Source organism: Kaistella yananensis (assembly GCF_026107505.2).
Classification (GTDB): Bacteria; Bacteroidota; Bacteroidia; order Flavobacteriales; family Weeksellaceae; genus Kaistella; species Kaistella yananensis.
Genome location: NZ_JAPCHZ010000002.1, coordinates 115680 through 142345, shown reverse-complemented (window position 1 = coordinate 142345; position 26666 = coordinate 115680). Strand labels below are relative to the sequence as shown.

At 38.9% G+C, this 26666-nt stretch carries 30 protein-coding genes; 14 read left to right on the top strand and 16 right to left on the bottom strand.

Annotated elements, in window-relative coordinates:
- Positions 1-34: 34 nt before the first annotated feature.
- The 4 genes from coaBC to OK344_RS04885 all read right to left on the bottom strand — a co-directional run bounded on the left by coaBC (position 35) and on the right by OK344_RS04885 (position 3498).
- Positions 35-1240, bottom strand: coding sequence for a bifunctional phosphopantothenoylcysteine decarboxylase/phosphopantothenate--cysteine ligase CoaBC (gene coaBC / locus OK344_RS04900; protein WP_265143728.1), 1206 nt, complete (start codon positions 1238-1240; stop codon positions 35-37).
- Positions 1241-1384: 144 nt separating this feature from the next.
- Complete coding sequence (locus tag OK344_RS04895; RefSeq protein WP_265143727.1) at positions 1385-1708, bottom strand: DNA-directed RNA polymerase subunit omega; 324 nt, start codon at positions 1706-1708, stop codon at positions 1385-1387.
- Between the two features lie 41 nt (positions 1709-1749).
- Complete coding sequence (locus OK344_RS04890; protein ID WP_265143726.1) at positions 1750-2724, bottom strand: outer membrane protein assembly factor BamD; 975 nt, start codon at positions 2722-2724, stop codon at positions 1750-1752.
- Positions 2725-2871: 147 nt separating this feature from the next.
- The gene (locus OK344_RS04885) at positions 2872-3498 is read right to left on the bottom strand and encodes a TetR/AcrR family transcriptional regulator (RefSeq protein WP_265143725.1); all 627 of its coding nucleotides are present in this window, start codon (positions 3496-3498) and stop codon (positions 2872-2874) included.
- A gap of 90 nt (positions 3499-3588) precedes the next feature.
- On the opposite strand from OK344_RS04885, the gene OK344_RS04880 reads away from it, so the two are divergent.
- From OK344_RS04880 to OK344_RS04865, 4 genes are all read left to right on the top strand, one after another.
- Positions 3589-4218, top strand: coding sequence for a TatD family hydrolase (locus tag OK344_RS04880; RefSeq protein WP_265143724.1), 630 nt, complete (start codon positions 3589-3591; stop codon positions 4216-4218).
- Between the two features lie 2 nt (positions 4219-4220).
- Positions 4221-4952: a tRNA threonylcarbamoyladenosine dehydratase gene (locus OK344_RS04875; RefSeq protein WP_265143723.1), complete on the top strand. Its 732-nt coding sequence runs from the start codon at positions 4221-4223 to the stop codon at positions 4950-4952.
- Entirely contained in the window at positions 4945-5325 is a 381-nt protein-coding gene (rnpA, locus tag OK344_RS04870) for a ribonuclease P protein component (protein WP_265143722.1), read from the top strand. Before OK344_RS04875 ends, rnpA begins: the two co-directional genes overlap by 8 nt.
- Positions 5326-5387: 62 nt before the next feature.
- Complete coding sequence (locus OK344_RS04865) at positions 5388-6035, top strand: DUF4126 domain-containing protein (RefSeq protein ID WP_265143721.1); 648 nt, start codon at positions 5388-5390, stop codon at positions 6033-6035.
- 9 nt (positions 6036-6044) lie between these two features.
- Here the strand turns inward: OK344_RS04865 and OK344_RS04860 are convergent, their stop codons facing one another.
- The 11 genes from OK344_RS04860 to OK344_RS04810 all read right to left on the bottom strand — a co-directional run bounded on the left by OK344_RS04860 (position 6045) and on the right by OK344_RS04810 (position 17822).
- Positions 6045-6413, bottom strand: coding sequence for a sulfite exporter TauE/SafE family protein (locus OK344_RS04860; protein ID WP_228399596.1), 369 nt, complete (start codon positions 6411-6413; stop codon positions 6045-6047).
- Between the two features lie 16 nt (positions 6414-6429).
- Positions 6430-8175, bottom strand: a complete 1746-nt coding sequence (locus tag OK344_RS04855; RefSeq protein ID WP_265143720.1) for a DUF8458 domain-containing protein — start codon at positions 8173-8175, stop codon at positions 6430-6432.
- Positions 8175-8699, bottom strand: coding sequence for an LptE family protein (locus OK344_RS04850; protein ID WP_088468692.1), 525 nt, complete (start codon positions 8697-8699; stop codon positions 8175-8177). Before OK344_RS04850 ends, OK344_RS04855 begins: the two co-directional genes overlap by 1 nt.
- A gap of 20 nt (positions 8700-8719) precedes the next feature.
- Positions 8720-10003, bottom strand: coding sequence for a sigma-54 interaction domain-containing protein (locus OK344_RS04845; RefSeq protein WP_265143718.1), 1284 nt, complete (start codon positions 10001-10003; stop codon positions 8720-8722).
- A 52-nt stretch (positions 10004-10055) separates the two neighbouring features.
- Positions 10056-11504 (bottom strand): tRNA (N6-isopentenyl adenosine(37)-C2)-methylthiotransferase MiaB, encoded by a 1449-nt coding sequence (miaB, locus tag OK344_RS04840; protein ID WP_265143717.1) that lies wholly within the window; start codon positions 11502-11504, stop codon positions 10056-10058.
- Between the two features lie 105 nt (positions 11505-11609).
- Positions 11610-12329: an energy transducer TonB gene (locus OK344_RS04835; RefSeq protein ID WP_265143716.1), complete on the bottom strand. Its 720-nt coding sequence runs from the start codon at positions 12327-12329 to the stop codon at positions 11610-11612.
- A 10-nt stretch (positions 12330-12339) separates the two neighbouring features.
- Complete coding sequence (locus tag OK344_RS04830) at positions 12340-13092, bottom strand: energy transducer TonB (RefSeq protein WP_265143715.1); 753 nt, start codon at positions 13090-13092, stop codon at positions 12340-12342.
- Between the two features lie 60 nt (positions 13093-13152).
- Positions 13153-13635 (bottom strand): hypothetical protein, encoded by a 483-nt coding sequence (locus tag OK344_RS04825; RefSeq protein ID WP_265143714.1) that lies wholly within the window; start codon positions 13633-13635, stop codon positions 13153-13155.
- A 64-nt stretch (positions 13636-13699) separates the two neighbouring features.
- Positions 13700-14899 (bottom strand): diaminopimelate decarboxylase, encoded by a 1200-nt coding sequence (gene lysA, locus OK344_RS04820; protein WP_265143713.1) that lies wholly within the window; start codon positions 14897-14899, stop codon positions 13700-13702.
- Between the two features lie 121 nt (positions 14900-15020).
- On the bottom strand, positions 15021-16244 hold the full coding sequence (locus tag OK344_RS04815; protein WP_265144105.1) for a 3'-5' exonuclease: 1224 nt from the start codon (positions 16242-16244) through the stop codon (positions 15021-15023).
- Between the two features lie 51 nt (positions 16245-16295).
- Positions 16296-17822 (bottom strand): helicase HerA-like domain-containing protein, encoded by a 1527-nt coding sequence (locus tag OK344_RS04810; RefSeq protein WP_265143712.1) that lies wholly within the window; start codon positions 17820-17822, stop codon positions 16296-16298.
- Between the two features lie 134 nt (positions 17823-17956).
- Here OK344_RS04810 and OK344_RS04805 point away from each other — a divergent pair, with 134 nt between their 5' ends.
- From OK344_RS04805 to OK344_RS04765, 9 genes are all read left to right on the top strand, one after another.
- The gene (locus tag OK344_RS04805; RefSeq protein WP_265143711.1) at positions 17957-18319 is read left to right on the top strand and encodes a hypothetical protein; all 363 of its coding nucleotides are present in this window, start codon (positions 17957-17959) and stop codon (positions 18317-18319) included.
- Between the two features lie 98 nt (positions 18320-18417).
- Entirely contained in the window at positions 18418-19275 is an 858-nt protein-coding gene (locus OK344_RS04800; protein WP_265143710.1) for a hypothetical protein, read from the top strand.
- 118 nt (positions 19276-19393) lie between these two features.
- Positions 19394-21382, top strand: a complete 1989-nt coding sequence (locus OK344_RS04795) for a TonB-dependent receptor plug domain-containing protein (protein ID WP_265143709.1) — start codon at positions 19394-19396, stop codon at positions 21380-21382.
- A gap of 84 nt (positions 21383-21466) precedes the next feature.
- A complete protein-coding gene (locus OK344_RS04790) occupies positions 21467-21910 on the top strand; it encodes a hypothetical protein (protein WP_265143708.1) in 444 nt (147 codons plus the stop codon).
- Positions 21911-21987: 77 nt separating this feature from the next.
- The gene (locus tag OK344_RS04785) at positions 21988-22788 is read left to right on the top strand and encodes a sulfite exporter TauE/SafE family protein (RefSeq protein WP_265143707.1); all 801 of its coding nucleotides are present in this window, start codon (positions 21988-21990) and stop codon (positions 22786-22788) included.
- A 2-nt stretch (positions 22789-22790) separates the two neighbouring features.
- The gene (locus tag OK344_RS04780; RefSeq protein ID WP_265143706.1) at positions 22791-23150 is read left to right on the top strand and encodes a hypothetical protein; all 360 of its coding nucleotides are present in this window, start codon (positions 22791-22793) and stop codon (positions 23148-23150) included.
- 90 nt (positions 23151-23240) lie between these two features.
- Entirely contained in the window at positions 23241-24647 is a 1407-nt protein-coding gene (locus OK344_RS04775; protein ID WP_265143705.1) for an MBL fold metallo-hydrolase, read from the top strand.
- Between the two features lie 21 nt (positions 24648-24668).
- Positions 24669-24974 (top strand): rhodanese-like domain-containing protein, encoded by a 306-nt coding sequence (locus OK344_RS04770; protein ID WP_265143704.1) that lies wholly within the window; start codon positions 24669-24671, stop codon positions 24972-24974.
- A gap of 50 nt (positions 24975-25024) precedes the next feature.
- Positions 25025-25330, top strand: a complete 306-nt coding sequence (locus tag OK344_RS04765) for a thioredoxin family protein (protein WP_265143703.1) — start codon at positions 25025-25027, stop codon at positions 25328-25330.
- A 4-nt stretch (positions 25331-25334) separates the two neighbouring features.
- Here OK344_RS04765 and OK344_RS04760 read toward each other — a convergent pair whose 3' ends face one another.
- Positions 25335-26093 carry an amidohydrolase gene (locus OK344_RS04760; protein WP_265143702.1) on the bottom strand — a complete coding sequence of 253 codons (759 nt, stop codon included), beginning with the start codon at positions 26091-26093 and terminating at the stop codon, positions 25335-25337.
- Between the two features lie 113 nt (positions 26094-26206).
- Between OK344_RS04760 and OK344_RS04755 the strand changes: the two genes are divergently transcribed.
- Positions 26207-26647: a DUF6646 family protein gene (locus OK344_RS04755; RefSeq protein WP_265143701.1), complete on the top strand. Its 441-nt coding sequence runs from the start codon at positions 26207-26209 to the stop codon at positions 26645-26647.
- The last annotated feature ends 19 nt before the right edge of the window (positions 26648-26666 follow it).

The following is a 26666-nucleotide window of genomic DNA, read 5'->3' as shown; positions in this document are numbered from 1 at the left end:
GGTGATAAAAGTTGAAAACGGAAATTTAGTTATATTATTTCAGAATTTCCTGTTCTACGACATTTAAAATATCTTTTGCTACTTCATTTTTAGCTTTCAGAGCAAATTCCTTTCTGTCGTTTTCAGTGAAAATCTTGATTTTATTGGTGTCATTTTTAAATCCGGCGCCATCATCACGAAGCGAATTCAGAACAATCATGTCGAGATTTTTTTTCTGGAGTTTTCCCAACGCATTTTCTTCCTCGTTTTGGGTTTCGAGCGCAAAACCTACTAAAAACTGTTTCGATTTTCTTTCGCCCATTGTTTTAAGGATGTCAGGATTTTTAACGAGTTCAATGGTTAAAGAATCATCATTTTTCTTGATTTTTTCGCTGGCGATTTCCTTTGGAGCGTAATCGGCTACCGCAGCACTTGCGATGGCAATGTCCGAAATTTCATAGTATTTAAAAACTTCATTAAACATTTCTTTCGCGGAGGTTACGCGGTGAATTTCGATATTAGGATGAGAAATATCCAAAGAGCTTGGTCCTGAAATCAAAATTACTTTTGCGCCGCGTCTTGCCGCTTCTTCCGCCAAAGAAAATCCCATTTTGCCTGAAGAATGATTTCCGATAAAACGTACAGGATCGATGGATTCATAAGTGGGGCCCGCCGTAATGAGCACTGTTTTCCCATCTAAGCTTTTCGAAATTGTATTTGATGTGAAAAAATCTTCAATGGTTTTAGAGATTTTTTCCGGTTCGGCCATTCTTCCCTGCCCAACCAGTCCGCTCGCCAGTTCACCCGTTTCAGCAGGAATAATGATGTGCCCGAAATCTTCAGCCAGTTCTAAATTCTGTTTGGTTGAGGGATGTTCATACATATCGAGATCCATCGCCGGCGCGATCATCACCGGACATTTTGCTGACATATACGTTGCGATCACCAAATTATCGCAAATGCCATGAACCATTTTAGCCAAAGTATTGGCGGTGCAGGGCGCAATTAAAATTAAGTCTGCCCAAAGTGCAAATTCCACGTGATTGTTCCAGGTGCCGTTTTCTGAATAGAAATCTGAAAAAACCGGTTTCTTAGAAAGTGTGGAAAGCGTGAGTTTAGAAACAAATTTTTCCGCTGAAGGTGTCATTAAAACCTGCAGTTCCGCTCCTTTTTTTACAAGGTCGCGAATGAGGTAATTGATTTTGTATGCGGCAATTCCGCCGGTAACACAGATGAGGATTTTTTTTTCCTGAATTGCCATTTCGAGTGTTTTAAAGTCGAACGAATTTACTTAAATTTTTAGATATACCATTTCTAATGATTCAGTATAAGTTTTGCAAAAAAAGAAAATCGCAGAAGCAATAGTGCTAGTGCGATTTTTTATATTGTCTGTAAAACGCTGCGATTAGTTTCTATCGTCCGTATGTCTGAAATAAATTTCATCATCAAGCCATTCCTGGATTGCGATAGAAGTAGGTTTCGGAAGTTTTTCGTAGTGTTTTGAGATTTCGATCTGTTCTCTGTTTTCGAATACTTCTTCCAGAGTAGAATTATGAACAGCGAATTCATCTAATTTATTATGAAGTTCTGAGCGGATTTCAGCATTAATCTGCTCTGCTCTTTTCCCCATAATTACAATGGCTTCGTAGATAGAACCCACTTTTTCTTCAATTTTATCTTTGTCGTAAGTTATAGTACTTAATTCGGCTTTAGAATCTTTAACGCTCATTTTCAGTGAATTATTTTATTTAGAGTCTGCAAATATACAGCTTATTTTTGAATATTGAAAGTTGCTGCAGGAGCAGGGGTATTAAGCGCCGCGCTGTCTCTTTTGATCTGTCTGGCTTTCTTCTCGGCTTCTCTCTGGTCTTTTTCCAGGTTCAGTCTGGCTTCTTCCTCTTTCTGTTTATCCTGAAGTTCCTTTTTTCTAAGTTCTACTTTCTTCTCCAATTCCAGGAAGCTCTCTTTTTCTTTCTGAAGTTTAGCTCTTAGATCAACTGCGGTTTTCGCATTTTCGGTGTTCGGCATATCGCGTTCTACCTGTTTTGTGAAGGCCAAAGCATTTTCAATACGGTCTTTTTTAAGATCATAAACTGAATTTACAGCAAGTTCGTATTTCGATTTTAAAATGTATTCGTAGATTTTCGGAGCCAGTTTGGTACTTGGGAAATCATTCAGAACATTTTCAAAAGCGACATTCGCTGCTTTATAATCTGCCATTTTATAATACTGTCTGGCGTTTTCGTAAGCCTTGAATTCCAGTTTATAACTCAACTCATCGATGAGTTCGTTAATGTTTTTAGATTTCTCTGTATTCGGATAATTGTTCAGGAAGTTCTGGAGTTCATTAATTGCCAGTTCAGTACTCGTCTGATCAAGATTATAATCCATTGATCCTTCGTAATAACAAAGTGCCGACATGTAAGCCGCGTCTTCAGCGCGTGGATCCTGCGGGAAAGTCACCGAGAAATTTTTGAACTGGTGGCCTGCGAGTTTGTAATTTTTATCGTAATAGTTGGCGTAGGCTGAGTTGTAAACAACATTTGGCGCATCGTCGGTACCGGCAACAAGGTTCGAAAGTCTTTCGTAAAGCGCAAGCGCGTCGGTCCATTTTTTCTTTTCGAAGTTCTCGTTGGCAACTTTCAGGATATAATCTTTGTCTGCGCTTTTCATCGCCATTTCCTGCTGTTTGTTACAGGCCGATAAAGCAAAAAAAGCAAGCAGTACTATCAAATATTTTTTCATAAATCTATTAAAGCGAAAATGATGGATTTTCATCTTCTGCGGTTCAGTCTGCAAAAATATAATTTTTTTATCAATAGATTTTTTTTTATGATAATTTAACTAATAATTTATCAGCATTTGATGTTTTACTAGAAAATTGCGGTGAAATCAGTACGCGTTATAACCCAAAACGGAAAAAACAGTCACCAAAAGATTAGCCAGGACTTTCTGTTCAGCATCACGCAGATAATTTTCTTCTTTTCCTGCGACATATAATTCGTAGAAATTTTTGTTTCTGATGACGAAAAGCGATGAGCCCAAAATCAAGGTCAGAATATCTTCAGGTTTTGGTGCGTGGTGAAATACACCCGAAGCCACTCCTTTTTTTATAACATCATCAAGTTTCGACGTAAAAGTGGTGTAAAATTCGAGTAAATCATCTTTAAGATGCTCGGTATGGCGAAGTTCCTGGGTCACAAAACCATGGAAATAATTGAATTTAAAAAGCTGGTTAACTACATATTTCACCAGTTCCTTCATCTGCATTTCGGGTTTACCGTCTTTAATAACTTCCGCAAATTCGGCAAAACTCTCTCTGGTTTTCATCACGCGGTATCGGTAGAGATACGACATCATTTTCTCCTTCGATCCAAAATAGTAAGAAATCATGGCTACGTTAATATTCGCGTGAGAAGAAATATCGCGGATCGAGGTTCCTTCAAATCCTTTTTTGGCGATTAATTTTTCGGCAACATCCAAAATATGAATCTGCTTTTCGGTAAATTTCTTCTTCATTTTTGTTATTTTACGTAAAGTTAAGAAATTATAAAGAAATTTCAAACGAATGTTTAATGTTTTAAGGCCTTTTTTTTAATAATTTTGAGGATGGGTTTTTTCGATTTCCATCACCACGATGCAGGTAAAAATTTGGGGATTTATAATTTGAAATTCAATGAAATTCCGCCAGAAAATTACTTTTCTGCGGGCATTCATCCTGATGCTGTTGCTGATGATTTTGAAGAAAAGTTAAATTGGTTGCTGAAGATTTCTGCCCATAAAAACTGTGTAGCAATCGGCGAGTGCGGACTTGATGGCTTAATTGATGTTGAAGAAAAACTTCAGCAAAAAGCTTTTTTAGCCCAGATCGAGATCGCCAATTCGCTTCAGAAACCTTTAATTATTCACTGTGTGAAAAGATTTTCGCAACTTCTTCAGTTCCGAAAAATGGCTAAAGTTCCCATGATTGTCCACGGTTTCAATAAAAGGAAAACGATTGGTGACGATCTCCTGAAAAACGGTTTCTGTTTAAGTTTTGGAAAATCAGTTTTGTATAATGTAAATTTGCAGGAATTTTTAAAAGACTTTCCGACCGAAAAATTATTTCTGGAAACCGATTCTTCAAATTTTGAAATCAAGGAGCTCTATCAAAAAGTTGCAGACCTCAAAAAGATCAGTTTAGAAGATTTAACACAGAAAATCAAAGAAAATCTCAAAAATTTACAAATTCCGATATAAAAATGCAGAAAAAATGGCTGGAGCGAACAGAGCTTCTTATCAAAGAACAGGGAATTGAAAAACTTCAGAACGCCAATCTCCTCGTGGTAGGTTTGGGAGGGGTAGGTTCTTTTGCTGCTGAATTTCTGGCACGTTCGGGAATCGGTAAAATGACCATAGTTGACGGTGACACTGTAGATATTACGAATATTAATCGTCAGCTGCCCGCGCTTCATTCAACTGTTGGGAAATCTAAAGTTGAGGTGGTTTCAGAAAGACTTCTCGATATTAACCCTGAACTTCAGCTGACTAAAATTAACGAATTCCTGAATCCAGAAAGAATGGAGGAGGTGATTGGCAGTGAAAAATTCGACTATATTCTCGACTGTATCGACAGTGTGACGCCAAAACTTGCACTTATCATCACCGCGAAACGAAAAAAAATAAAGATTGTTAGCTGTATGGGAGCCGGCGGAAAAATGGATCCTTCGAAGGTTATGGTTCGCGATATCAGCAAAACTTATAATTGTTTTTTGGCTAAAAATGTTCGCAAACGCCTGAAAAAAGAACAGATAAACAAAGGGATCCGCTGTGTTTTTTCCAACGAAATTCAGAATGAAGAAAGTTTGAAAATGACCGACGGCGCAAATTTTAAAAGGTCTTTTTACGGAACAAGCAGCTTTATGCCCGCAATTTTTGGGTTGTATGCCGCAGCCGAAGTTATTAACCACCTTCTCAAGAAAACAGATGACTGATTTCAAATTTCCTAAAGAGGAAAAACTTAAACATAAAAGGGAAATCGATCTTCTTTTCGCAAAAGGAAAATGGCAGACCTGTGGAAATTTGCGGATCATTTCTATTGATCTCGAGAAAAAACCTCAGGAAGGTTTTCTTGTTTCAAACCAAAAATTTGGCGTCTCTGTTTCAAAAAGGTATTTTAAGAAAGCCGTTGACCGGAACCGAATCAAAAGATTGCTTCGCGAAACTTACCGACTGAACAAAGAAACTTTTACCGACGCTTTTGGGAAAAACTCAATTTCGATGATTTTCTGGGTTTCAAATGAAAAACCAGTCAGTTTTCAATCTCTGGAAGAAAATTTCATAACACTTTGTAAATCAAAAAAATAAAATTCCAGCTCGGAATACATTATTTTGTAAATTTGGTTTGTTAAATCTAAATTCAACAAATAATGTCAGATCAAATTCCTTTTCTTCCTTATATCATCAGCGCGTTCATCGGCATCGGGCTTGCCGCAGCTACAGGTTTCAGGGTTTTTATGCCCATGTTTGCGGTGAGTCTGGCTTCTTACTTAGGCTGGATTCCTATGAACGAAAGTTTTGAGTGGCTAGCCGGTTTGCCTACACTTATTACCACAGGAATTGCAATGATTGCTGAAATTCTTGCCTATTACATTCCTTTTATCGATCACCTTTTAGATACGATTTCAGTGCCTTTGGCTACAATCGCCGGTTCTGTAATGTTTGCCAGCCAGTTCGCCGATATCGGAACTTTTCCGCAATGGGCTTTAGCTTTAATTGCAGGCGGCGGAACTGCAGCAGCAATAAGTTCGGGATTTGCGGGAACGCGAGCTGCATCTACCGCCACAACTGGTGGCTTGGGGAATTCAGTTGTGGCAACTACCGAAACAGCCGGTGCAGGAATTATGTCGTTTCTGGCATTAGCAGCACCTGTAATTGCATTTATCGCTGCTGTTGCACTGATAATTACCGTTCTTGTTTTAGGAAAAAAACTTTGGCAGAAATTCCGGAATTTTAATTCAGACCGAAACGCAAAAGTCATTAATGTAGATGCGGTTGACCGTAAAAACCTAGAGTAGCGGATTTTTTTACTTCTGGAAAAACATCTTCACAGCGACGACCAGCATGAGAATTGCAAAAACTTTACGAAGCATTTCTTGTGAAAGTGTAATCGCGGTTTTACTTCCCAGATAACTTCCCAAAACAAAACCTGCACAGAGTAGAAGTGTTGTTTTAATATCGACATTTCCTGTTTTGTAATAGTTCATCACGCCCAGAATGCCGACAGGAAGAATTAGAAGTGCCAAAGTGGTTCCCTGCGCTTTATGTTGCGTAAATCCGAAGAGTAAGACCAAAACCGGAACCATCACAATGCCTCCGCCAATGCCCACCAAACCGCTTAAATAGCCGGCTAATAATCCCAACAATATAAGTCCGATAATAAGTGTCGCATCCATTTTCATGAGGTTTAGGTTATTTGTTTTGTCTTAAATCTTTAACGTAATTGATCTGTTCGGCGAAATGTGCTTCTTTTTCCGGATGTTTTTCCGATAAGATCTGGTACGCTTTGATGGCCTTGGAATACAGTTTCTGTTCAACGTAAAGTTTAGCAAGCGTTTCGGTCATCAGGTGCGAAATATTATCGCTTTTTTCCTTCACGACAAAATCAGATTCTTCTTTAAGTTTTGAAATTTTCGGTTCTTTTACGATGAAATTTTCAATGACTGTATTTTTTATTTCTGCTTTTGATATCGGTTTTTTGGCTGACTCGATTTTGCTTCTGTCGATTTTTAGCCAGTTTTGCCAAGTGTTGATGAAAGTTGGAACGTTGCTTTCTTCCGGTGTTGTTTTTTCTTCTGCAACTTCTTTTTCAGTTTCAGATTCAATCGGCGCTAAATTCTGAGAGAAAAATGAAACATTGAAGACAGGTCTTTCTTCTGGAATTTCAGTTTTTTCAGATGACGTGTTTGGTTGGTCATTTGTGGTGTTTGGCTGTTCAGGAACTGGTTTTTGCTCTGGTTTATTTTCCGTATTACCAATTAACGCGTCAGGAGTGTTGCCTGAAAAAGACATTGGTTTCCATCCTCTTTCTTGTGATGAACTCGTGTTTTCAATGGTATTATGCGCTTTTTCCTCTGCCTGGATTTCAATTTTTTCTTCCAGAATTTCTGTGTTTTTGGTTTCTGAAACAGATGGTTCAGGCTGGGCAATATTGAAATTCTGAGTTTCAGAGAAGTTAACGTCAGTGTTTGAAATTTCTTCCTCCTTTTCCTCTGCTTTTACTTTTTTGCCCGCTTTCATTTTTGCTTCCACTTCAGCAATAAGGCGCTGCATCTCGATCTCATGTTTGTTTGGTTGAGGTTCAGGAGCTTTGTAAGATATTGGTTCTGAGTATTTAGGTGCGATTTTGATATCAGCAAAAAATTCTTCCGTACCGTGAAAACTGATTTCAGCCGGATTTTCTACCGTATCGGTTTTCTCAGAAATTTTTTCTTCTTCTTCAATAACTGTTTCTACTGATACATTCTCTGTTTGTTGGATTTCGGTTTCTCCAGAAATACTTGGTTGAGTTGACGGTAAGAACTCATCAGTTTCCTGAAAATTAACTTCTGCATCAGAAACATCAACCGCAATTTGTTCATTATTATCAACGGTTTCGGAAATTGGATCTTCCTGTGTTTCTGATTGAATTTCATCAATAATTTCCGTTTCTTCAGGAGGTGTTTCTACTTCAACAGTTTCAATTACTTTATTTTGGGTAACGATTTGCCCTGATTCCAATGTAGATTCAAGATCAATGACTTCACTTTTTTCATTCAGAAAATTATCTTCCTCTTCAAATAAAATTCTGTTCAACTCACCGTTTATATATACAGGTTTGGGAAGTTCGGTGGGTTCAGATTTAATTTTACCGAAGACTTCTTTATGTTTTTCTTCCTTGTTAATGTATTGATAATCAGTTTTTAATTCACTTTTTGTTGTTTCTGCTGAATTTCTGTTAATAAACTGATAAAGTATTTTTTTATCGGTGGTATAAGCAGCGGTAGTCGAAAGTGTATGTTGGTATACTTCCGGGTCGAATTTGTGGATGCCGAACAGGTGCAACGCTCTTATACTCTGTATATAAGGGTGTTTTTTTATTTCAGAATTCAGGATTTCCAAATCTTGAGACTGAAATAGTTCGGGATTTTTTATTAATTCTAAAATTCTTGCGTTCATTACCAGTTGGCTACAATATCGTTAAAAATTTTATTGATGATTCTCTCGTTCACTACTTTTACCTGTGAAGCTTCAATTGCGTTGATATCAAGGTCGCTGCTGAAAACTGCTTCGTCAGAGTATGTTCTGTCGAAACTTTTGTCTGGCTCTATTTTGTTCTCGTAATGTACTTTTACAGTGATTGTTAACTTGTTTTGTGCTGCCTGAATGTTTCCGCCCGGAGCGTTTACCGCAGAAGAAATTGTAGTGGGAGTAATCGAATAATCGGTGATTTCACCCTCAATTAAAATATCAGGATTTTCTGCGGCGCCCTTTAAAGTGGTTCTCTGTAAAAAGCGGTTCTGTATATCGGTAGAAAACTGCTGAGCCAGATTTGGGTTCATCAGCGCCGCATTATTCGGAAAATCTTTTATCTGAATTGTTTTAGTTTCAGGGCTCAGAGATGAACCGGTAAAACTGTAGCAGCTCTGAAGAAAAAAGAAAAAAGAGAACAAACAAAAACTTAAAGATCGTCTTAATTTCATATGAATTCTGATGGTATGCATTAATCTTCTAAATTATATTGTTTGATTTTTCTGTAAAGTGTTCTCTGAGAAATCCCCAATTCGTCAGCAGCCTTGTTTCTTCTGCCCTTGTGTTTCTCTAAAGCCTTGACAATCAGTTCACGCTCATTATTTTGAAGCGAGAGAGAATCTGGTTTTGTTTCCTCGATCTCAATGTCTTCAACATCATTGTAATTATCATTTCCGTCTGAAATAATTGTGGGGTTCTGAAACTGATTTGCATTATGGTTTTCAAAATAAAGCAGCGATCCGGAATTCTGAACCTGCGTTTCCGGCGTAAAAACCCGGTTGATGAGATTTTTTTCCTGACTGCTGAAATCGCTGTTTCCACGGTTCTTTATGAGTTCCGAAGTTAGCGATTTTAAATCATTCAAATCATTCCGCATATCGAAAAGTATTTTGTACATGATTTCTCTTTCAGAATTAAATTCTGAATTCGATATTCCGCCGCCGCTTTTCTGTACTACTGCCGGAAGATTTGGTGATGCGGGGATATATTCAGCAAGTTTCACGGCATTTACCGTTCTGTTCTGCTCAACCACCGTCATCTGCTCTACCAAATTCCGCAACTGCCGAACATTTCCGGGGAAAGGATATTTTTCGAGGTAATTCACTGCATCTTCGGTCAGAACAAGTTCTGGCATGCGGTATTTTTCAGCAAAATCGATTGCAAATTTCCTGTATAATAAATGAATATCTCCTTTTCTTTCTCTTAGAGGCGGCATGTCGATTTGCACCGTATTTAGTCGGTAATACAAATCTTCGCGGAATCTGCCGTCATTGATGGCATTCAGCATGTTTACATTAGTGGCAGCCACAATTCTTACATCGGTTTTCTGGATTTGTGAAGAACCGACTTTCATAAATTCGCCGCTTTCCAGCACACGAAGTAAACGAACCTGGGTTTGGAGCGGTAATTCACCCACCTCATCAAGGAAAATTGTTCCGCCATCCGCAACCTCAAAATATCCTTTTCTGGTAGAAGTTGCGCCGGTAAACGCACCTTTTTCATGCCCGAAAAGTTCAGAATCAATTGTTCCTTCAGGGATTGCGCCACAGTTGACCACAATATAAGGCTGGTGCTTCCGTCTGGATTCGCTATGGATAATCTTTGGAATAAATTCTTTCCCCACACCGGATTCCCCCATCACTAAAACGGAAATGTCGGTTGGTGCGACCTGTATTGCTTTTTCAAGAGCCCGGTTAAGAGCCGGATAATTTCCGATAATTCCGAAACGTGTTTTTATGGATTGTAAATCTGTCATTTTTTTAATTTCAAAGTTTTCAAAACGGCTAAAGAGATTTACGTCAATAATCTTATACTGTAATCTCTGCTGCCGTAGTCCCCAAAAGCGTTCCCTGGGTGTTTCCGTGAACAAAAACAGACACAATGTCGCCTAACTTCTGGCCTTCGATTTTATCGAAAACACAAACTGCGTTCTGCGAGTTTCGGCCTTTCCACTGGTTCTCGTTTTTTCTTGAAGTGCCCTCAATCAGTACTTCGTGAATTCTTCCGACATAACCCTGCATTCTTTTTCTAGAAAGTTCCCCCTGAAGCGCGATTACTTCTGCCAATCGTCTTTGTTTTACATCAGCAGGTACATCGTCCTCCATTTTTTTATGGGCTGGCGTTCCCGGTCTTTCGGAATAAGCGAACATGTAGCCATAATCGTACTCCACTTCCCGCATAAGAGAGAGGGTAAGTTGATGATCTTCTTCAGTTTCGCCACAAAATCCGATAATCATATCCTGAGAAAAAGAGATATCGGGAACGATTTCTTTTCCTTTCTTAATTAAATCCAAATATTCCTGGCGGGTGTGTTGGCGGTTCATTTTCTCTAAAATCCTGTCGCTTCCGCTTTGTACCGGAAGGTGAACATATTTGCAGATATTATGGTGTTTCGCTATCACTCTGAAAACCTCTTCCGTCATTTCATGCGGATTGGACGTAGAAAATCGGATTCTCATTTCAGGAACAGCAACCGCAACCATATCAAGAAGCTGTGCGAAGTTTACGGCAGTAAGTTTCTGCATTTCCGATGCGTTTTTGAAATCTTTTTTCGGTCCGCCTCCGTACCAAAGATAGGAATCCACATTCTGGCCGAGAAGCGTAATTTCTTTATATCCGTTATTCCACAACTCTTTACATTCGTTGATGATCGAATGAGGATCGCGGCTTCTTTCGCGCCCGCGGGTAAACGGAACCACGCAGAACGTACACATATTATCGCAACCCCGCGTAATGGTTACAAAAGCGGTAACACCGTTCCCGCCTAAACGGACTGGGTTGATGTCGGCATATGTTTCTTCTTTCGAGAGGATTACATTGATGGCATCGCGGCCGCCATCGGTCTCTTTTAAAAGATTTGGTAGATCTCTGTACGCATCAGGTCCTACCACCAAGTCAACCAACTGTTCTTCTTCCAGAAACTTTGTTTTCAGTCTTTCGGCCATGCAGCCCAATACGCCAACTGTGAGATTGGGTTTTGCTTTCTTTAAATTTTTGAACTGAGACAGACGCATTCTCACTGTTTGCTCAGCTTTTTCACGGATAGAGCATGTGTTTAATAAAATTAAATCTGCTTCATCCTGATTTAGTGTCGTGTTGTATCCCTGTTCACTGAGAATGGAGGCAACGATCTCAGAATCAGAGAAATTCATCTGGCATCCGTAACTTTCCAGAAAAAGTTTTTTGGAATTCTGTGGCTTCTCTGCAATAGCAAATGCTTCACCCTGTTTGGTTTCGTCTATATATTTTTCCTGCACAATTAATGATTTGAATACGAATTTAAGATTTGAGTCTTCAAACTTAAATTCAAATTTGTTAAGGGTGCAAAGATAAGAATTTTAGTGACAGAATGGCAGAAAAATTTAATCCATTTTAAATGCTAACGGTAATCTGAAGCGATATCTCACTGGAATTCCGTGGATGTTTCCAGGCGTCCATTTGTTGCGGATCTGCGATATACTTTTAATGACCATATCGTCAAAAGCTTTAAGGCCAGTTGATTGAGCGAGTTGCACATCGCTCATTTTTCCGTCGGTCTCTACTATAAAAGTTACTTCAAGCCTGAAAGTGCCTGTGAAGGTAAACCGGGAAAGATCGATGCTTTGAAAAACCTTCTTTCGGAAATTATTAATCCCGCCTTCATAAGTAGCCATTTCCATATCGTTTATAGGATCGTAACCTTGCGGTAATTCCTGAAAAAGTTCATGGGGAATAATCCAGAAACTTGTAAGAGCAGCTACTTTATTACCATCTACTACAGCAGGATTCCAACCTGTTAAGTATTTAGCGACCTCTTTAGTAAGCTCAAAAGCACATTTATTTTTCTCTAAACTTTCAGCGTCTTCACTTTTAACATACTTTATTTTTTTGTCGGGATACACTACAATCCGGAAACTGAAAGCTTCATTTTTGTTTTCGCAAGGCTGGAGTTTTTTATCTTTCAGGACCTGATGAAAATCTTTGTAAAACTGAACGTTCCCACCAATATAATCGGTTTGTCCGGCAGGATATTGCTCGTATATGTCTTGTGCAAAAGAATTGGAGTAAAGTATAAATAAGATAAAAATAAAGTAATAGCGCATTTTAAAAGTCTTAATATTCAGGATCAGTAGTAGCGGTTAAATGGTATTTATAGCGAAAATCTACGGGAATGCCGTTAACTGTTGCGGGTTTCCATTTTTTCTTCATGCTTTTAAAGGCGTAAAAAAGCATACGGTCAAATTCTTCCAGTCCGGTTTTTTTGGTCAACACAATATCTTCCAGTTTACCCTCTTTGGTGATAATAAACTCTGCTTCTATCGTGAAACGGTCTTCCCACCGAAACCTTCTCAGGTCCATATTTGACTTCAGCTGTTTCCAGAAGTGGTTCATGTGATCTTCGCCGACATTATTGTAAACGGGAGTTGTCACCACCGGAGAATATTGGGTATTATTCTCCTCGAAGATATGGTCCGGAAAAATCATAAAACGTGCAATAGCCGGCTGTGGGGTACCATTTATAATTGCAGGATTCCATTTTGTCTGGTATTTCGCAACTTCACGTGCAAGATCAGAGGCACATTTGTTATTGGCTAAGTAATTGGGATGCTGGTCTTTGATAAAATTGATCGATGCATCAATATTAACTAAAACCGAAAATTGGTAGAACTGTGATTTTTCTGCACAGGGCTGTAGTTTTTTTTCTAAAACAATGTCGTGAAAGTCTTTGTAATAAGCCTCGTAACCACCGATATAAGGAGATTGAGCCGTAGGAAATTCGTGAACAGTTTGAGCCGACAGGAAGAACGGAAATGCTAATAAAGGCCAGAGTAGCTTTTGTTTAAGAAGAAAATAGAATAATTTCATTCAATAATATTTTCATAAATATAAAAAAAAACCTTGCACCGAATGCAAAGTTTTATTTTTTTAGAGATCGAAACTTTCTGTCCTGAAGTTTATTTTTTGTCTCAGCTTAGAATCAACCGGCAAACCGTTGCAGGTTGCGGGCGTAAATTTCGGATTCATCTTCCTCAGTGCGAGTTCAATATCGCGGTAAAGCAGGTTGCTGTTAGGCACTTCAGGTTTTAATTCCAGACGCTGCAGATTCCCATTTTTACTGATGTTAATGATCAGTTCGAAAGTGCCGTTCACGGAATAAAATCCTGTATCAAGATAACCACGCATATTTTTTAAAAGTGTCTGCTTGAAGGCATTTTCGCCGCCGGGAAACTGGGCGTAAACCGCATTTTCGCATTTGAGACGATAAAATTCAAGAGGATTATTAAGGTCATAAGAAATCGCAAGTTTTCCGGATTCTGTAGTGTTTTCGGAGATGTCATTGTCTTCTACAAGGTATTGCGCCTGCAACAATGTGGCTGAAAAGAGTAAAAGTATTAAGAAATTTTTCATCTTTTTAAAATTTTATTAAAGTTACCTCTTTTTTAAGCAAACACCCGATTTTACAAGTGTTTTTTTACAGTACCTCGATCTGGTTTTTCAGTAAATCTTCAAATTCATCGCGCTTTCTGATGAGATGTGCTTTTCCGTCCATAAACAACACTTCGGCTGGTTTAAGCCGTGAGTTAAAGTTGGAACTCATTTCAAAGCCATAAGCTCCGGCATTTCTAAAAACCAGAATGTCGCCTTCGCGAACTTCGTTCAGTTTTCTGTCCCATGCGAAAGTGTCGGTTTCGCAGATGTTTCCGACCACAGTGTAAATTCTTTCAGCACCTTTTGGGTTCGAAAGGTTTTCAATAATGTGATACGAATCGTAAAACATCGGACGGATCAGGTGGTTGAAACCGGAGTTAATTCCTGCGAAAACCGTAGCAGTAGTCTGTTTGATGACATTCGTTTTTACGATAAGATGCCCGCTTTTACTCACGAGATATTTCCCTGGTTCGAACCAAAGTTCGAATTTCTTTCCGGAGTTTTTTGAGAATTCAGCAACGGCTTTCTCTACTTTTTTGCCGAGTTCTTTCACGTCGGTTTCCATATCGCCTTCCTGATAAGGAACTTTGAAACCGCTTCCCATGTCCAGATATTTCAAATTAGGGAAATGTTCTGCCAGTTCGAACATGATTTCCAGACCCTGAAGAAAAACATCAGGATCTTTTATTTCGCTTCCGGTATGCATGTGAAGTCCTTCTACATTGATATTGGTGGTTTTCATCACCCTTTCAATATGTCGGAGTTGATGAATGGAAATACCAAATTTAGAATCGATATGGCCTGTAGAAATCTTATAATTTCCACCGGCAAAAATGTGTGGATTAATTCTTACGAAAATGGGGTAAGCGTCGCCATATTTGTTTCCGAACTGCTCCAAAATCGAAATATTATCGATGTTGATGTGTACTTTCAGCGTCATGGCTTCCTCAATCTCAGCCAGATCAACGCAGTTCGGCGTAAAAAGAATTTCCTTTGGTTCGAAACCAGCTTTTAAACCCAGTTTTACCTCGTTAATGGAAACACAATCCAGGCTTCCGCCAAGATTTTTCACATATTTTAAAATATTGATGTTCGAAAGTGCTTTACAAGCGTAGAAAAACCGTGTGCTCTTGTGGAATGAAGACGTGAGTTTTTCGTATTGAATTTTAATGGATTCTGCATCATAGACATACGTAGGTGTGCCATATTCAGCGGCTATTTTCAATAAATCCTGGTTGGTCATTGTAGTAAATTGTTAAGTGTTACAGACGAAACCTGAGGCTAATTTCTGGTTTGGAAACAGAGCCTAAACATCAGATTAAAATCTTAAGAAGTTGCAAATGTAGAAATTTTGCAGAAAAAAATTATTTAGGAAGAGGCTGAATTTCAAAATCTTCTCGCAAAAGGGCTAATTTTAAATCATTTTGCAGATCTGCGGTGGTCGTATTAAGGTCGATTTTCAGTGCTGTAATTTTTTTCCAGGAATTGATTTGCGTGTGAAGTTCGTAGAAACCATACGCTGTAAGTTTGCCTTTTTCAAAAATAACAAATGATTTTTCGCCCAGGGTTCTGCCTCCGGAAAGCCACATTTCGTTGCGGTTTTTCAGACTTAATGTTTTAATCAATTCTTGTGGGTCGGCATATTTTTCCTGAGTGTTGATGAAGCTTATCGCTTTTAAACCCTGGGTAAAAGAACTGAATTTCAGGATTGGTTTTTCGGTTTTCTCACTGGCGACTTTTTCCACAAAATATTTTCCGCTTTTATGATAAAGTCCAAACGGAAGATTTTCGCGTTTGCGCAATCCTTTGGTTTTCATCATCAGTTTTGCAAGAATATCGTTTCCTGTGAGTTCGTACTGAATATGCTCTACCTCATCCTGCAGTTGTTTCCAGCGCTTGGACTTAGAATTGAACATCATTTTCGCAAATTTGCTCAGATCATCTACAAAGTCGAAGAAGATAATTTTTCCTTCGGCATTCTGCAGGTAAATTATCCCTCTTTCAAACGGTAAATCCTGGGTTAAATCCCTGATTTTGTTGAGATAAGACTTTGAATTTAATTCTTCATGGTGTTGCTGAATAATTTCGGAATCTTTATCCTTAATCATCAAAAGCTTAAAAAGATCCAGGGTCGCACGCGCATCGCCGGAAGCGCGATGGGCATCTACCAAAGGAATTCCCAAGGATTTTACGAGTTTTCCTAAAGAATAACTTTCTGCTTCGGGAATGAGCTTCTTAGCCAGCGGAATGGTGTCTAATGTATTGATTTTGAAGTCATAACCTAATCTTTTAAATTCCTGTCGAAGCATTCGGTAATCAAACTCAATATTATGTCCGACTAAAGTGGTATTGGCAGTAATTTCGACAACTCTTTTTGCGATTTCATGAAATTTTGGTGCAGTTTTCACCATTTTGGGTGAAATATTGGTTAATTTCTGAACAAACGGCGTAATATCGCTCTCTGGATTTACCAATGAGATAAATTGGTCTACGATTTCGTGACCATCATATCTGTACACTGCAATTTCAATAATGCTTTCTTTCCTGAAACCTGCTCCGTTACTTTCTATATCAATTACTGAATACATTTTTTCTTTTTCTGGCATCAGTTTTTGGATTCCCAAAAAACAGGTGCAATTTTACCTTTTTCTTCCGCCCAAACCAAACATTCCCAGTACAAATTTTGCGCCTTCGCGCGCAAGGGTAGTCGTGAAGGTTCGTCCGGCGCGTGATTTCATCACTGATTCGAACATTCCGGGTTCTTCTTTTACGGGCTTTGATTTTTGAGTAGGTGCTGCATTCTGAACGGCCTGTTCCATTCTGCTGGTGAGCATTTCGTAAGCAGAATCCTTATCGAGATTTTCTTCGTATTTTGCTACAAGTGCCGAGCGGCTGGTTAAATCTGTTACTTCGGATTCATCCAGAATATCCATTCTTGATTCCGGAGAAACGAGATACGTATGAACCAATGGCGTAGGAATTCCTTTTTCATCGAGCGCTGTTATAAAAGCTTCCCCAATCCCGAGATTCTGAATCAGTTCATCGGCCTTGTAATATTCGGTAATGGGGTAATTATCAACCGCTTTTGAAATCTCTTTTCTGTCTTTCGCAGTAAATCCGCGCAATGCGTGCTGAATTTTCAGACCAAGTTGGGAAAGTACATTTTCGGGAACATCACCGGGGATTTGAGTGATGAAATAAATCCCGACGCCTTTAGACCTGATCAGTTTCACCATGGTTTCAATCTGGTTGAGCAGTGTTTTTGAAGCTTCCTTGAAAATCAGATGTGCTTCATCAATGAAAAGCACCAGTTTGGGTTTACCGGAATCGCCTTCTTCCGGAAAAGTCATATAAATTTCAGCAAAAAGAGAAAGCATGAAAGTTGAAAACAGCTGAGGTTTGCTCTGGATATTTCCTACTCTCAGTATATTTACCACGCCTTTTCCGTCTCTTTGGTGCAGTAAATCCTCCACATCGAAACTTGGCTCTCCGAAAAACTGGGCTGCTCCCTGTTGTTCCAAAGCTACAATTGACCGAAGAATTGCACCCAAAGATGCGGGAGAAATAGATCCGTAATTATTGGCTAAATCTGCTTTTCCCTGCGGATTATCAGTGACATACTGCAGGACTTTTTTCAGATCTTCGAGGTCGATAAGCGGCAAACCTTTGTCATCGCAATATTTGAAAACGATAGAAATAATGCTTTGTTGGGTATCATTAAGTTCCAGAATTTTCGAAAGTAAAATGGGTCCGAACTCCGTTACTGTTGCGCGGAGTTTAACACCTTTTTCACCGGAAATCGACATCAGTTCCACCGGAAAAGCCTGTGGCTGATAAGTAAGTTTTGTTTTTGCATAACGCTCGCTGATGTTCTTATTTTCTTCACCGGGTTCAGCAATTCCCGAAAAGTCACCTTTAATATCTAAAACTAAAGACGGAATTCCTTTGTGGGAAAGCTGTTCTGCAAAAGCCTGCAAAGTTTTTGTTTTTCCTGTTCCGGTAGCGCCGGCAATAAGGCCGTGTCTGTTAATGGTTTTCAGGGGAAGGGTAACATTTACTTCAGGTATAACTTCACTATCGAGCATCCCCTTTCCCAATATTATGAAATCTCCTTTTGGAGAATATCTTGCCGAAAGCTCTTCAATAAATTTCGCTTTATCTGCCATGTTGAATTAAGTTTTATTTTATAAAGATAAAAAATATTGAAAGACTTCAGAATTTTTCCTATAGATTAGTAGTTAAGGTGCTGATGAAAATCATTTTTAAGTCGGATAAAAAAATCTTAAATTTGGATTGCCAAATGAAAAGGTTTTTTCTTACCATATTATCCGCATTAATTTTTCTGGCGAGTTTTCAGAATTCGCTGATTTTGGTCGATTATCAGATCAACAGAGATTTCTATGAAATCCATTGCGTGAACAAGGCAAAGCCAGAGTTAAACTGCCATGGCAAATGTGAGATGCAGAAAGAAAGCAGCAAAAACGAATCTTTGTTAAAAGTCGTTAAATACAGTTTCGAATTTAATATTTTGCCTTCTCAGCAACCAGAATTAGCATCCTCCAAGAATCCAGATTTCAAAACCAATCAGCAGATCAATACATATAAAGATTTAGGTATGCTGAAAGTTTATCTGAATATTCTTCCGCATCCGCCACAAGTATAAATTTCATTTATCGGGCTGTTCACTTTTGGGCAGCAAATTTTAATTTTTTTAAGACTTTGTGCTTAGAAGCATTTCCTCCATTCTAAAATTTATAAAAAATGAAATTTTCACTAAAAATATTCGTGGCATTTGTTGCGCTTTCAATCTTCCTTATTTCCTGCAGAACATCAGATGATCCTGTTACACCACCATCAGTTAACGAACTTGAAGGGTTGGTTAAGGTTAAAGAATTTTCAAATGACACCCACACCATTGAACTTTATACCGTTACCGGAACGACACAATTAGGTTATAACGAGCTGAAATTCAGGATTAAAAACAAATCCAGCAATCAGTACGAAAAAAATGCGTCAGTAAACTGGAGTCCCGTGATGCACATGACTTCAATGAGCCATTCCGGGCCGAAGTCTTCAATCACCAAAGTAACTCCAGATGGCACGTTGTATACCGGCTATCTTGTATTCCAAATGCCACAAAACGCGACGGAATACTGGGATCTGAAATTCGATTATTCCATTAACGGAACGGCTTATACCGCAACCACTGTAGTTGATGTTCCTGATTCAGCAAAAAGAAGGGTAAATTCGTTTTTAGGCAGCGATAACACGAAATATATTGTTGCCTATATCGAACCCAGAACACCAAAAGTTGCTGTAAATGACATGACTCTTGGAGTTTGGAAAATGCAGGATATGATGACTTTTCCTGTGGTTGACGGTTACACCGTGAAAATCGATCCCAGAATGCCGGGAATGGGAAATCACGGCTCGCCAAATAATGTGAACGCGACCCAAACTTCAGCCGGAAAACTGTATAACGGAAAACTTTCGCTTACCATGACCGGTTACTGGAAGATTAATCTGCAGCTCGCAAACGCAGCCGGAACAGTGTTGAAAGGTGAAGAAGTTACAGACCAAAATCCTGCATCGTCACTGTTTTTCGAAATCGAATTCTAAGAAATATTTTCGCAGTCTTTTTAGCATTTTGAATGCCCGTTTTCAAAGGATTCTTTTCCTGAAGTTGGTAAGTTTTGCTAACGAAACGGGCATTTCGCTCATTTTGAATATTACTATAATGAAAAAAAATTTCGTACTGATAATAACGTTTATAGCTTCTGCCGCCGCGGCGCAAAATAGCAATCCCGATTCTCTGCAGCACCACAGCATTCAGGAAGTTGTGGTTATCGGTACCAACCGCATTTCTGCGAAGGATTCCAAACCCCTGAGTTCCATTGACGAATATCTGCAGAAATCAGCAAAAATAGAAATGATCAAGCGCGGAGCCTACGCCTGGGAACCGCTGCTGAACAATATGCCAATTGAAAGAACGGTAATTACCATCGATGGTATGAGGATTTTCGGGGCATGTACCGATAAAATGGACCCTGTAACTTCTTATGTGGAAATATCGAATCTTTCAGAAGCGGAAATCAGTTCAGGACAGGCCGGAACTGCGCATGGCAACACGATTGGCGGGGCAATTGATCTGAAAAGAAACCGGACAGGATTTGGTGAAAAAAAATGGAGTTTCGGTGTAAATTCAGGCCTTGAAAGCGTTAACCGACAGAAGATTTTCGGCAGTTCAGCGGCCTTTAAAGCGCCAAAATTTTTCGCCGATTTTAATTTGATGTCCAGAGATGCCGACAATTATAAGGCTGGCGGTGGCGCTGAAGTTCCGTATTCACAATTCCGAAAAATTAATTTTTCAGGAAATTCCGGAGTTAAATTAGGCGACAATAAAATGCTCGAAGCCTCCGTGATTTACGATAAAGCTACCGATGTAGGTTATCCGGCTTTGCCTATGGACATTTCACTGGCTGAAGCGCTGATCAGTTCAGTAAAATTCCAGCTCGTTCCCGTTTCAGATTTCTTCACCAACTGGGAAACTAAGGTTTATTTTAATAACATCACGCACAGAATGGATGATACCAAACGTCCCGCAGTTCCCATACATATGGATATGCCGGGTTGGAGCAAGACTTTTGGTTATTTTACCAACCTTTATGCGGAGTTGCCCGACCATCACTTTACCGTAAACCTTCACGGTTTTTCGAATTTGTCAACGGCTGAAATGACCATGTACCCAGCCAATTCTAACGAAAAACTGATGTTTATGTACACGTGGCCTCAGGTGAGAACATTATTTCAGGGGATTTATCTTGATGATCATTTTAATCTGAACGGAAATTCTTCGCTTCAGATTTCAGTATCGCTGGGTTTCCATTCAAATAAAGTGGAAAGTGAATTTGGACTGAACAGTCTACAGATTTTTTACCCAGAAATGGATGGCAAGAAAAACCGTCTTCTGAAAAGCATTTCTGCAAAATATAAGTATTCAGTAAATATGTTTGAATTCGGTTTTGGCGGTGGTTACGGCGACCGCGCTCCTTCGGTATCGGAAGGATATGGTTTTTACCTTTTCAACAGTTCCGAAAAGTACGATTATGTCGGGAATCCCAACCTGAATAATGAATCGTCGCTGGAAGCCAATGCTTTTGCCGCCTTTAAAAATGAAAGAGTTTCGGTACAACTGTCTTCCAGTTATTTCCATATTTCAGATTATATCGTTGGGAAAGTTATAGAAGGACTTGTACCGATGACGATTGGTGGAAAGGGTGTAAAACAATATGGCTCTCTGGATTATGCCACAATTTTTAATGCAGATCTCAATGCGCAGGTTCAGCTTTTTTCTTTTCTTAAATGGAATTCGCAGTTTACCTATGCCCGTGGAAAGGATTACCGCAAAGAAAACCTTCCGTTTATGAGTCCGTTGAGTTACCGTTCGGCATTACACTTTTACAAAAACAAACTCTCCGCAGAATTTTCAGTTTTCGGCAATTCCAGATACCGTGATTTTGCAGCTGTTTACGGTGAAACAGAAACGCCGGATTACACAATCTTGAATGTTAATGCAGGTTATCAGTTCAGCTTTAATAGGGTGAAAGTTTTAACTAAAATTGGCGTTGAAAATATATTCGACCGACTTTACACATCGTATGCTGACTGGAACAAAATTCCGCGTCCCGGAAGAAATTTTTACCTTAATCTGAATCTGAATTTTTAAAATCTTTAATTCAAAAATCACATATCGACCCCGAAAAAGGCAGATATTTTTAGTAAATTTGTTAACCATCAAAAAATGAAAATCATGAAAAGGGATTTAATTATTGAGCAGCTTATCGCAGAACAGCGTAAGGTTATTGAAAGTTTACAGCAATCTGTAAATCAATATAGAACCGCTTCGGATATGGATGAAGAAAGCACGCACGATCCGGAAGATTTTTCTCATCAGACCCAGGCTAAAGATATGCAACTGCGGTTCGAAAAGATGTTGAGCGAGGCCGAAGAAAATCTTAGCTTTTTGATGAACGAGAAAGAATCAAGTCACCAAATGATCGAAAAGGGAAGTGTAATCGAAACCGATAAAAACTTTTTATTCGTCGGAATTTCGGTGCCGGTTTTCGACATTGATGGCAAAGAGGTGATTTCTTTTTCCGATAACGCGCCAATATATGAAGGATTCAAAGGAAAAAAAATTGGCGACCGCGTAAAGATTGGTGATAATTCATATGAAATACAGTCCATTGGGTAAAATTGAATACAGTTGGGCTGTAACAAAGGTTACGCTGGTTTTTAATTTAATAAGTTAGTTTTGCCAAAAAATAATTGATGGAGTTTTTAGGATATTTTTCGGCAATCGTAATAGGTCTGGTAATGGGTCTCATTGGTGGTGGTGGAAGTATTTTGAGCGTGCCGGTTTTCGTGTATGTGTTTGGTTTCGATGCAGTTACTGCTACCGCGCTGTCGTTATTTGTTGTAGGAATTACGAGTTTGGTAGGCTCGGCAGGTTTCATCAGACAGAAACAGATTGATTTTAAAACAGCATTTACGTTCGGGATTCCATCGATTTTGGGCGTTTTGTTTTCACGCAGGCTGATTCTGCCGCATTTGCCAGAATATATCATTAACCGGTGGGGAATAACACTCACCAAAGATATGTTTCTGCTTTTGCTTTTTGCGATTTTAATGCTGATTGCCTCGTATAAAATGATCAGAAAAAATGAAAGGCCAAGATTGCAGAGTTTCGAAGATACCAACTATACCATTTTAATTTCGCAAGGACTTTTGGTAGGAATTATCACAGGATTAATTGGTGCCGGTGGAGGATTTTTAATTGTTCCCGCACTGGTTATGCTGCTGGGCCTGCACATGAAAAAAGCGGTAGCTACTTCACTTTTTATCATTTCAATGAATTCTATTCTGGGATTCATCAGCACCATGGAGATGGTGAGCCATGACTGGGGATTTCTACTTGGCTTCACAGGTTTATCCGTAGTGGGCATTTTTGTGGGTATTGCCGTTTCTAAAAAAATGGATGGCCGAAAACTAAAACCGATGTTTGGATGGATCATTTTGGGAATGGGCATTTTTATTATCATCAAAGAAGTATTTTTAAAACAACAATTTTAGATATGAAAAATATACTCGTTGCAGGTTTCGCATTGTTTTTAATGAATTCCTGTACCAAAACAGAAACCAATTCAGCTTCAACAGAAAATGAAAAATCTGCTGAAATAGGACTTGTACAAAAACCTTTAATACTGAAAAGCGCTACAGGTGAAGAAATTTCGGTAACCTATTTCTCTGAAGGTGATGCAGTTGCTGTAAAAATTCAGAAAGCTGGAGAGGAAGAACAGAAGCTATCTGCCAAAACAGTAAACCCAAGCGGTAATCCTATTTTTACAAATGAGGAATTTATGTGGGAGCTCACACAGGAAGGCCAGGCCGGTAAGTTGTCTGACAAAGACGGTAATGTTACCGAATATAACTAATTCAAAATGCTATAATCAATTATTTCGATTGATCGGTTGGTGTATATTGTGAGCAATTTCACCAAATTTGCATGGGTTAAAAAAATTACCATGAAAATAGAACAAATATATACAGGATGTCTTGCACAGGGTGCATATTATATCGTTTCTGAAAATGAAGCAGCCATCATCGATCCCTTGCGGGAAACAAAACCTTACCTCGAAAGGCTTGAGAAAGATGGGGTAAAACTCAAATATATTTTTGAAACACATTTTCATGCAGATTTTGTATCGGGACACTTGGATCTTTCAAAAAAAACTGGTGCACCAATTGTGTACGGGCCAACAGCAGAACCGGATTTTGATGCGATAATTGCAGAAGATAATCAGATTTTTACCATAGGAAAAATTAAAATTAAAGTGCTGCACACGCCAGGGCATACTTTGGAAAGTTCAACTTTTCTCCTGATTGATGAATCTGGAAAAGAAACCGCAATTTTCTCTGGCGATACCCTGTTTTTAGGGGATGTAGGCCGCCCGGATCTCGCACAGAAAGCTGCGCACATGACTCAGGAAGAGTTGGCCGGCTTACTTTACGACAGTCTTAAGAACAAAATTGTTCCGCTTGCTGATGACATCACGGTTTATCCGGCACACGGAGCAGGTTCAGCGTGCGGAAAAAATATGCAGAAAGAAACTGTGGACACTTTAGGGAATCAAAAAAAGACCAATTATGCACTGAAACAGCCCAATAAAGAATCTTTTATAAAAGAAGTTTTAGACGGACTTTCGGCGCCGCCCAAGTATTTTGGGATGAATGTCGCAATGAATAAAGGTGGCTACGATGATTTCGAAAATGTACTCGAAAAAGGTAAAAATCCGTTGAACGCTGAAGATTTTGAAAAAACAGCCGAAGATTCTGGCGCATTGATTCTCGATACCCGAGCTGCGGCCGATTTTCACAAAGGATTTATTCCGAATTCCATCAATATCGGGCTGAAAGGAGATTTCGCACCTTGGGTTGGGGCCATGATTGTCGATGTACAGCAACCTATTCTTTTAGTTTGCGAAAATGGCAGTGAAGAAGAGGTGATTACAAGGCTGTCAAGAGTTGGTTTTGATCATGTTTTGGGATATCTGGAAGATGGTTTTGAATCCTGGAAAAATTCAGGTAAGGAAATTGACACGATTCAAAGAATTTCTGCTGACGAATTTGCTGAAAAATTCAATGAAAATTCAAAAGTAATTGATGTAAGAAAAGAATCCGAATATGAAGCAGAACATGTAAATGAAGCCTTCCGAAGACCGCTTTCCGAAATTAACGATTGGGCTGGAACTCTGGATAACAACGAGCATTTTTCCATTCACTGTGCCGGCGGATACCGCAGTATGATTGCGGCCAGTATTTTAAATTCAAGAGGAATTAGGAATTTCACAGAAATAGAGGGTGGTTTCAATAAAATAAAAGAGACGAGTGTGCCAAAAAGTAATTTTGTTTGCCAAAGCAAAACTTTGTAAGCGATTCCAAAAACAACAAAAATGATCGATTTTATCAAGAAATTATTCGGTAAAAACAAGGTTGATTATAAGGCTCTTGTAGAAAATGGGGCACAAATTATTGATGTAAGAACTCCCGCCGAATACAGTAGCGGAAGCATCCGCAATTCTAAAAATATCCCTTTACAGCAGCTTGTATCGGAGATGAAGAAATTAGATCTTAAGAAACCAATTATAACCTGCTGCGCAAGTGGGATGAGAAGTGCTTCTGCCAAAGCCATTCTTAAACAGAACGGTTTCGAAGTGTATAACGGCGGAGGCTGGACTGCCCTACAGAAAAAACTTTAGCAGAAAAAACTACTCTCCTAAATCTTTAGTTTAATTTTAAAAATAATACTATGTCACAAAAATTTCAGGAACTGATTAACTCTGAACGTCCTGTTTTAATCGACTTTTTTGCTACCTGGTGCGGACCCTGCAAAGTGCAGTCTTCGGTGCTTACCACCGTTAAAGAAAATATCGGTGATCTGGCAAGAATCGTAAAAATAGATGTAGATCAGTATCCTGCGATTGCTGCAGAATATGGTGTAAGAGGCGTTCCTACTTTAGCGGTTTTCCGTAACGGCAATTTGCTTTGGAAAGAAAGCGGTGTTCACGATGTGAATACTTTAACCAAACTTCTTAAGGATTTTTCTAACAGTTAGATTTTTAAAAAATTTCAAAAGAATCCCGGTCATCTAAAAACTGAAATCGCCCGCGGTATTTCTTAAGTTCATCTGAATTAAATTCTGCGGAAACAAAATGGTTTTCGGTTTCAGAAATAATGCTTCCATCCGCAAAAAAACAGTAAGAACTTTCCGGATAATTCAGATTATTTCCGTCTGTTCCGATTCTGTTTAAGCCAAATACATAACTTTGATTTTCTATGGCGCGGGCTTTCAGCAGCGTAGTCCATGCATCAATTCGGGTTTCCGGCCAGTTTGCGACGTAAATCACCGCGTCATAATCTTCATTGTTTCGTGAAAACACCGGAAAGCGAAGATCATAACAAACCTGCAGCAGAATTCTCCAGCCTTTGTACTCCACAATTACCCTTTCTTTTCCTTTTGAATAAGAATGATCTTCGCCGGAATAGGTAAAAAGATGTCTTTTGTCGTAGAATTGATAACTTCCGTCGGGCTTTACGAAATAGAAACGGTTTACAAAACTGCCGTTATCAAAAACAGACGCGCTTCCGCACACCGCTGATTTTTTAGAGGAAGCCAAACCTTTCATCCAATGAAGCGTCTCCTCGTTTCTGTCGGCAATTTCTGTTGCTTCCATACAGAATCCAGTAGGAAACATTTCCGGCAAAAGTATGAGGTCCACTGAAATATTTTTTACTTTTTCTTCAATAAAGATTAAATTTTTATTTTTATCTTTCCATAAGATATCAAAATTTAAACCTGCAATTTTTAAATTATCCATATAGAATTTCATTAAAAGGTTATAAAATCTTAGGAAATTTACATATAAATATTTAAATGAGCATTTTTTGGTCTTGTTTTTGATGTTTGCGAAGAATATTCTAAACAAATTTTATGAAGAAACTATTTTTAGCACTGTTATTTGCCGGATTATCTCAAACAGCCTTTTCGCAGGCCTGGAACGGACAGGGAGATCAAAAAGTGCAGATTGGATTAAGCGGTTGGGGAAATGGAACCGGCATTACAGGGACTTATGATTACGGTATTACGGATTTAATCTCTCTTGGCGCTGGTGCAAACCTTTATTTCGATAATTATAAGGACAATGATAAGGACCACAAATTCTTCATATTTGGACGCGTAAATTTCCACTTGCAGGACATTTTGGATATGCCTGAAAAATGGGATGTTTATCCCGGAGCAGACGTAGGTGTAATTGGAAACACTTTCGGACTTGGTGTTCACTTAGGAGCAAGATACTTTATCAACGACAAGTTTGGAATATTCGTTGAAGCAGGAAATAATGGCAGTTTAGGTGTTTCTATCAACCTCTAAAATACATTAAACAAAATAT

What these genes read in the sequence shown, in the direction of transcription:
- coaBC (WP_265143728.1), bottom strand. Translation starts at nt 1,240, where the DNA reads ATGGCAATTCAGGAAAAAAAAATCCTCATCTGTGTTACCGGCGGAATT.
- OK344_RS04895 (WP_265143727.1), bottom strand. Translation starts at nt 1,708, where the DNA reads ATGAGCGTTAAAGATTCTAAAGCCGAATTAAGTACTATAACTTACGAC.
- OK344_RS04890 (WP_265143726.1), bottom strand. Translation starts at nt 2,724, where the DNA reads ATGAAAAAATATTTGATAGTACTGCTTGCTTTTTTTGCTTTATCGGCC.
- OK344_RS04885 (WP_265143725.1), bottom strand. Translation starts at nt 3,498, where the DNA reads ATGAAGAAGAAATTTACCGAAAAGCAGATTCATATTTTGGATGTTGCC.
- OK344_RS04880 (WP_265143724.1), top strand. Translation starts at nt 3,589, where the DNA reads ATGGGTTTTTTCGATTTCCATCACCACGATGCAGGTAAAAATTTGGGG.
- OK344_RS04875 (WP_265143723.1), top strand. Translation starts at nt 4,221, where the DNA reads ATGCAGAAAAAATGGCTGGAGCGAACAGAGCTTCTTATCAAAGAACAG.
- rnpA (WP_265143722.1), top strand. Translation starts at nt 4,945, where the DNA reads ATGACTGATTTCAAATTTCCTAAAGAGGAAAAACTTAAACATAAAAGG.
- OK344_RS04865 (WP_265143721.1), top strand. Translation starts at nt 5,388, where the DNA reads ATGTCAGATCAAATTCCTTTTCTTCCTTATATCATCAGCGCGTTCATC.
- OK344_RS04860 (WP_228399596.1), bottom strand. Translation starts at nt 6,413, where the DNA reads ATGGATGCGACACTTATTATCGGACTTATATTGTTGGGATTATTAGCC.
- OK344_RS04855 (WP_265143720.1), bottom strand. Translation starts at nt 8,175, where the DNA reads ATGAACGCAAGAATTTTAGAATTAATAAAAAATCCCGAACTATTTCAG.
- OK344_RS04850 (WP_088468692.1), bottom strand. Translation starts at nt 8,699, where the DNA reads ATGAAATTAAGACGATCTTTAAGTTTTTGTTTGTTCTCTTTTTTCTTT.
- OK344_RS04845 (WP_265143718.1), bottom strand. Translation starts at nt 10,003, where the DNA reads ATGACAGATTTACAATCCATAAAAACACGTTTCGGAATTATCGGAAAT.
- OK344_RS04835 (WP_265143716.1), bottom strand. Translation starts at nt 12,329, where the DNA reads ATGCGCTATTACTTTATTTTTATCTTATTTATACTTTACTCCAATTCT.
- OK344_RS04830 (WP_265143715.1), bottom strand. Translation starts at nt 13,092, where the DNA reads ATGAAATTATTCTATTTTCTTCTTAAACAAAAGCTACTCTGGCCTTTA.
- OK344_RS04825 (WP_265143714.1), bottom strand. Translation starts at nt 13,635, where the DNA reads ATGAAAAATTTCTTAATACTTTTACTCTTTTCAGCCACATTGTTGCAG.
- lysA (WP_265143713.1), bottom strand. Translation starts at nt 14,899, where the DNA reads ATGACCAACCAGGATTTATTGAAAATAGCCGCTGAATATGGCACACCT.
- OK344_RS04815 (WP_265144105.1), bottom strand. Translation starts at nt 16,244, where the DNA reads ATGTATTCAGTAATTGATATAGAAAGTAACGGAGCAGGTTTCAGGAAA.
- OK344_RS04810 (WP_265143712.1), bottom strand. Translation starts at nt 17,822, where the DNA reads ATGGCAGATAAAGCGAAATTTATTGAAGAGCTTTCGGCAAGATATTCT.
- OK344_RS04805 (WP_265143711.1), top strand. Translation starts at nt 17,957, where the DNA reads ATGAAAAGGTTTTTTCTTACCATATTATCCGCATTAATTTTTCTGGCG.
- OK344_RS04800 (WP_265143710.1), top strand. Translation starts at nt 18,418, where the DNA reads ATGAAATTTTCACTAAAAATATTCGTGGCATTTGTTGCGCTTTCAATC.
- OK344_RS04795 (WP_265143709.1), top strand. Translation starts at nt 19,394, where the DNA reads ATGAAAAAAAATTTCGTACTGATAATAACGTTTATAGCTTCTGCCGCC.
- OK344_RS04790 (WP_265143708.1), top strand. Translation starts at nt 21,467, where the DNA reads ATGAAAAGGGATTTAATTATTGAGCAGCTTATCGCAGAACAGCGTAAG.
- OK344_RS04785 (WP_265143707.1), top strand. Translation starts at nt 21,988, where the DNA reads ATGGAGTTTTTAGGATATTTTTCGGCAATCGTAATAGGTCTGGTAATG.
- OK344_RS04780 (WP_265143706.1), top strand. Translation starts at nt 22,791, where the DNA reads ATGAAAAATATACTCGTTGCAGGTTTCGCATTGTTTTTAATGAATTCC.
- OK344_RS04775 (WP_265143705.1), top strand. Translation starts at nt 23,241, where the DNA reads ATGAAAATAGAACAAATATATACAGGATGTCTTGCACAGGGTGCATAT.
- OK344_RS04770 (WP_265143704.1), top strand. Translation starts at nt 24,669, where the DNA reads ATGATCGATTTTATCAAGAAATTATTCGGTAAAAACAAGGTTGATTAT.
- OK344_RS04765 (WP_265143703.1), top strand. Translation starts at nt 25,025, where the DNA reads ATGTCACAAAAATTTCAGGAACTGATTAACTCTGAACGTCCTGTTTTA.
- OK344_RS04760 (WP_265143702.1), bottom strand. Translation starts at nt 26,093, where the DNA reads ATGGATAATTTAAAAATTGCAGGTTTAAATTTTGATATCTTATGGAAA.
- OK344_RS04755 (WP_265143701.1), top strand. Translation starts at nt 26,207, where the DNA reads ATGAAGAAACTATTTTTAGCACTGTTATTTGCCGGATTATCTCAAACA.